The organism is Peribacillus sp. (assembly GCF_059453735.1).
Window position 1 is genome coordinate 1 of record NZ_JAZVJO010000300.1, and the last position, 5,187, is coordinate 5,187.

The 5,187-nt window shown below is 37.7% G+C and carries 7 protein-coding genes; all 7 read left to right on the top strand.

The window, feature by feature from the left end:
* Window positions 1–1,331: terminase TerL endonuclease subunit (locus tag AC52RT_RS09535; RefSeq protein WP_495540522.1), on the top strand; the 1,331-nt coding region annotated here is incomplete at its 5' end.
* Window positions 1,332–1,348: 17 nt separating this feature from the next.
* Window positions 1,349–2,524 carry a phage portal protein gene (locus AC52RT_RS09540; RefSeq protein WP_495540523.1) on the top strand — a complete coding sequence of 392 codons (1,176 nt, stop codon included), beginning with the start codon at window positions 1,349–1,351 and terminating at the stop codon, window positions 2,522–2,524.
* Window positions 2,517–3,095, top strand: a complete 579-nt coding sequence (locus AC52RT_RS09545; RefSeq protein WP_495540524.1) for an HK97 family phage prohead protease — start codon at window positions 2,517–2,519, stop codon at window positions 3,093–3,095. The genes AC52RT_RS09540 and AC52RT_RS09545 overlap by 8 nt, the downstream gene beginning before the upstream one ends.
* Window positions 3,088–4,257 carry a phage major capsid protein gene (locus AC52RT_RS09550; protein WP_495540525.1) on the top strand — a complete coding sequence of 390 codons (1,170 nt, stop codon included), beginning with the start codon at window positions 3,088–3,090 and terminating at the stop codon, window positions 4,255–4,257. The genes AC52RT_RS09545 and AC52RT_RS09550 overlap by 8 nt, the downstream gene beginning before the upstream one ends.
* A gap of 23 nt (window positions 4,258–4,280) precedes the next feature.
* Window positions 4,281–4,451, top strand: coding sequence for a hypothetical protein (locus AC52RT_RS09555; RefSeq protein WP_495540526.1), 171 nt, complete (start codon window positions 4,281–4,283; stop codon window positions 4,449–4,451).
* The gene (locus AC52RT_RS09560) at window positions 4,451–4,744 is read left to right on the top strand and encodes a hypothetical protein (protein WP_495540527.1); all 294 of its coding nucleotides are present in this window, start codon (window positions 4,451–4,453) and stop codon (window positions 4,742–4,744) included. Before AC52RT_RS09555 ends, AC52RT_RS09560 begins: the two co-directional genes overlap by 1 nt.
* Window positions 4,716–5,054 carry a phage head closure protein gene (locus tag AC52RT_RS09565; RefSeq protein WP_495540528.1) on the top strand — a complete coding sequence of 113 codons (339 nt, stop codon included), beginning with the start codon at window positions 4,716–4,718 and terminating at the stop codon, window positions 5,052–5,054. The genes AC52RT_RS09560 and AC52RT_RS09565 overlap by 29 nt, the downstream gene beginning before the upstream one ends.
* Window positions 5,055–5,187 lie beyond the last annotated feature (133 nt).

Consider the following 5,187-nt stretch of genomic DNA (forward strand, 5'->3'; position numbering starts at 1 on the left):
CTAAATTATACATCTTAGCTAACAGTTTAAAACAAACAATGGAGTCATTCGGCTTTTTAAATTACAACATTACTCTCCTGAGAGATAAGACCATTCGGATAAGGGATAATAACCAAGAACATTCCATTACAAAAGCATTCAGTGATGGCGGCTCTATTTTTATACAGGCATTAGCCAATGACCCTAAACGTTTGGATTCCTTGAATAGTAACCTATTGATACTGGATGAAGTTCATACATGGCAATCAGCGAAACAATATATTCTGATGAAAAACTCACAAAAGGCATATCGAAATAAATTGCTTATTGCCATTTCTACAGCTGGAGATATACCTAATGGCTTTCTTGCTAACCGTTTAGATTATTGCAAAAAGGTTTTAAATGGATCTGTTAAGGATGACGAATATTTTATTTTCGTTTGTAAAGCAGACCAGGACGAAAAAGGAAATGTAGAGAATTATACGGATCCTAAAATATTAGAGATGGCTAATCCTTCTTGCGGAGTATCAGTTGACATAGAGGACTTAGTGAGAGACGCGGAATTAGCAATGAACGATCCACAAACTAGAAGTGAATTTTTAAATAAAACGCTTAATATCTTCACATCATCAATGAAAGCCTACTTCGATATAAACGAATTTAGATACTCTGACAAGCAATATAACTGGAGTTTAAAAGAGTTGGCTAAGTTACCTATACAATGGTACGGGGGAGCCGACTTATCTAAGCTACACGACTTAACTGCAGCGGCTTTATATGGCACATATAAACACAATGGGAAAGAGATTGACATTGTTATCAGCCATGCTTTCTTCCCGATTGTGACAGCACACTCTAAGGCTGAGGAAGACGGCATACCGTTATTTGGGTGGCAGGACGACGGGGTGCTAACCATGAGTAATACACCAACTGTCCATTATGATGACATCATTAATTGGTTTAAGAAAATGAAAACAATTGGATTCAAAATTAAAAAGGTTGGATTTGATAGAAAGTTCGGTCGTGAATTCTTCTTAGGAATGAAACGTGCTGGATTTAAAATTGTGGATCAACCTCAATACTTCTATAAAAAATCAGAAGGTTTCCGTCGCATTGAAATGAAAGCGAAAAACGGAAGCTTTTATTATGTCCATAATCAAGCCTTTGAGTATTGTGTGCAAAATGTTCGTGCCATCGAAAAAACAGACGATATGATCCAATACGAAAAAGTAGATGGCGATGGAGGCACACAACGAATTGATTTATTTGATGCAGCTGTATTCGGGGCGGTTCAAATGCTTGAAGATATGACAAAAGCAACTGATGCCTCGTCTTGGCTTGGCAGCAAATAAAGAAGGGAGGGTAGAGAATGGCATTCTGGAATAAAAAAAAGAAAACAAGATCAGCGCTTACCACCATACCTATAGCATTAGGTGATGTAGAAACAATCGGATATACGAAGCTATCAGACAATCCCGATGTATTGATTGCGGTTGATAAGATAGCGGACCTTGTATCTAACATGACAATTCATCTTATGGAAAATACAAGCCAGGGAGATAAGCGCGTTAAGAATCAATTGTCCAGAAAGATTGACATTGAGCCTTATCGTAATATGACTCGCAAAAGTTGGGTTTATAAGATTGTCAGAGATTTATTGCTAGAGGGTGACGGCAATTCAATTGTCCACATTGGCATCAATCCACAAACGACATACATTGATGATTTAACACCTTTACCTATGCAAGCTGTAATGTTTGAGGACATTGATGGAGGTTATCTGGTCAATTACAACGGGCTTACTTATACACCGGATGAAGTCATACACTTTGTTCTTAATCCTCATCCTGCCTATCCATATAAAGGAACAGGCTACCGCGTAGCTTTGCGTGATGTGGTAAAGAACCTTAATCAATCAACCATAACAAAGAATAACTTTATGAGTGGCAAATATATGCCATCGTTGGTTATCTCGGTTGATGCCTTGACTGAAGAGTTAGCTAGTCCAGAGGGACGAGATGAAGTAATGAAAAAATACTTTAATGAAACAGAAGGTGGGAAACCTTGGATTATTCCAGCGGATCTTATCAAAGTGGATCAAGTTAAGCCTCTGTCTTTGAAAGACATTGCAATTATTGAAGGTGCTGAATTGGATAAAAAGACAGTGGCTGGACTCTTAGGAGTGCCAGCTTTTTTCTTGGGAGTCGGGAGTTTCAATAAAGAAGAATATAACAACTTTATCAATACCCGTATTTTTGCAATTGGTCAGATTATCTCTCAAACATTAACAAGAGATCTATTGTTTAACCCTAACTGGTTCTTCCGTTTAAATCCGAGAAGTTTATATTCATATGACTTAACCGAAATGGTAACAGCTGGCACTCAATTAGTTGACCGTAATGCAATGCGAAGGAATGAATTACGTGATTGGATTGGGTTGGATCCTGATGAGGAAATGAATGAAATGATTGTCCTAGAAAACTATATCCCGGCAACTATGCTTGGTTCACAAAACAAATTGAAGGGCGGTGAGAATAATGAATAAGGAAAAGCGTTTAATGGTATTTGAATCTGATTTAAAAACGCGAAGCGATGAAGAAAATGGAGAAGCCTTCATCGAGGGATATTTTGCTGTATTCAACCAAGAAACCGAATTATGGCCGGGAGCTTTTGAAGAAATAGCACCTGAAGCGTTTGACCGCAGCCTGCGAGAAAACGACATCATGTGTTTAGATAACCATGATACTCGTATTGTTTTAGGAAGTACAGGCAGTAATACATTGGAACTTAGAAAAGATTCACAAGGATTATGGGGGAAAGTGAAAGTCGATTTAGAAGACCCATTCGCTAAAAGTGCATACCGAAAAGTTCAAACAGGCAAGGTGAGAGGTTGTTCTTTTGGGTTTACTCCTATTCAGGAAGATCATGAAATCCGAGAGGATGGAACGATTAAATGGATTGTAAGAGAAGCAAACACTATGGAAGTATCTATAACTGCTTTCCCTGCATATCCGCAAACTGCTGTAGCAGCAAGACAGAAAGATGTAGAAACAATCAAGAAACAAAAGCTTGAACAAAGAAAATTAAAACTAAAGGAGAGATTGAATAATGCCTAATCCAGTTCTGCTAGGAGCAAAATTAAAATTAAAACGTGATGCAGTATCAGCTATTGAAGGAAAGTTACAAGGGCTATTAACTAAGCGCAGTGAGTTTGAAGCAGCTATTGATGGTGTGGAAAATGATGAGGATCTTACAGCGATTGAGTCTAGCGTAGAAGACAATGAAAAAGAAATTGAAGTAACTGAAAATGAAAAAACGAAATTAGAGGAAGAAATCGAAGAGTTGGAAAAAGAAATCGAATCCTCTAATCGAAAAAAACCAAACATGGGGGGAAAAAGAAACATGCCAGCTAAAGTAGAAACAAGAGAAGCTATTAATGCTTATGTACGATCTAAAGGACAAACTCGTGATGGTTTCACATCTGTAGAAGGTGGAGCTTTAATTCCAGAAGATTTAATGCCTCCTAAAAAAGAGCTGGTCGATGAACTAGACCTTACTCAGTACGTGAGAACTGTTTCAGTTAATCGTGGTTCCGGTAAATATCCTGTTATTCATAAATCAAATGGAAAAATGACATCTGTTGCTGAGCTTGCTAAAAACCCTGAACTAGCGAAACCGACTTTCACTGAAGTTAATTACGATATTGAAACTTACCGTGGATATATCCCTGTATCTCAAGAAGCGATTGATGATGCGGATTATGATATCGCAGGTCTTATCGCTGATGATATCAAAGACCAAGACTTAAATACAAAGAATGCGCAAATTGCTGACATCTTCAAAAGTGCAAAAACTAAAGCGGTTACTGGTTTAGACGGAGTTGTCACTTTATTGAATACTGGATTTAAACAAGTGTACAACGTTAAATTCTATGTATCTTCTTCTTTGTTTAATGAATTGGATCTATTAAAAGACGGCAATGGTCGTTACTTGCTTCAAGATGATATCACGGTTGCTTCCGGTAAGCGAATCAAAGGGCGCGAAGTTGTAGTCCTTGACGATGATGTAATTGGAAATGCTGAAGGCGATCTTGTTGGATTCGTTGGAGATGCAAAAGAGTTTTGTACTCTATTCAATCGTAAGCAAGCATCTGTAAAATGGACTGACAATGACATTTACGGTCAGTTACTAGCAGGATTCGTCCGTTTTGATGTAAAGAAAGTGGATGATGAAGCAGGATATTACATCACATATACACCTGAGCCAGCTGGAGCCTAATCTAAAAGAAAGGGTGAATGGTAATGAAATATAAAGTAATTAAAGATTTTAAGGATATGCAGGATAAAGGCCATGTTTACAGAACTGGGGATAAGTATCCACGCAAAGGGAAAGCAAAATCTGAAAGGGTTGAAGAGTTATCATCATCAAAGAATAAACAAAAAACCCCTTTAATTGAAGAAGTGAAAGAATAATGGAAAACCTACTACAGTTATTTAAACTTGATTTAGGCATCACTCATAGATTGAGAGATGCCTTTTTCGAGGTTCTTTTAGAAAGTGCGAAAAGTGAAATAGAGGGAAAAGGCATTACTCTTGATTTGGACAAGTCAGAAGATATTATGCTGATTATTGATTACGCGGCTTGGCTGTATCGTAAGAGGCAAGAAAATATTCCTTTGTCCCGTAGTCTTCAATTCCGATTGCACAACAGGGTCATAAAGGAGGCGGGTCGTCCAAATGCCGTCATTAAAATCGTCAATAAATAAGACTGTTTCTCTGGATGATATTTGTTACCTTCTTACTGTTGAATCTGCTGAGGATGATTTAGGCCAAGAAATCGAAGGTGAAGTAACAGAAAGGCTGATTTTTTGCACTGAGAAGAGTATAAGCCGATCTGAATTTAGCGCAGCTGGACAACAAGGAACAAAGCCTGCATTAGAATTGATTGTGGACTCAGATGAATACGACAGGGAAAGCAAAGTTAAATTCGAAGATACTGTTTATACGGTTTATCGTTCGTTCAGGCGTGATGATGGTAACACTGAACTTTATTGCGAGGTGAAGTCCAGTGACTAACGTTAATGATATGACAAACGAAATACTCCGAGCTTTGCGACTTTATAGCAATGAGGTAACTGAAAAAGTAGAAGATATAAAAAAAGAAGTGGCTGAGGATACAGTTAATCAACTTAAACAAACAAGTCCCAAA